Below are 304 nucleotides of genomic sequence, written 5' to 3'. Positions count from 1 at the left end.
GTTCTCGTTCTCACCGGCCACGCCATGCCATCTGATGGTGCCGTCATCCTGGGTGTGTTCCTCCAGGAAGCGTTCCTTGGCATTGATCAGGGTCTGGAAGTAGAAGACGTCACCGCCGGACCCTCCGGTGAGGACATCGTCGGCCGGGATCGGCTGGTCCGGATAGAGTTTGCCGCCGGACAGTTCATTATATGGATCGCCTTCGTCGCGGTCCGGGTCATGGGCGACCGGACCCTCGCGTCCGTCTGCCTGTGAGATCAGCAGGTCGTTGCCGGCGCCGCCATTGAGGATGTCCTCGCCATGG

The 304-nt window shown here is 62.5% G+C and carries 1 pseudogene; it reads right to left on the bottom strand.

Annotated features, from left to right (window positions below):
* Nucleotides 1-304, bottom strand: a pseudogene (locus tag ABLO27_RS27165) (hypothetical protein); the annotation flags it as partial.

Origin of the sequence: Roseibium sp. SCP15 (genome assembly GCF_040329435.1) — a bacterium.
Lineage (GTDB): Bacteria > Pseudomonadota > Alphaproteobacteria > Rhizobiales > Stappiaceae > Roseibium.
This window is presented reverse-complemented; position numbering and strand designations above follow the sequence as displayed.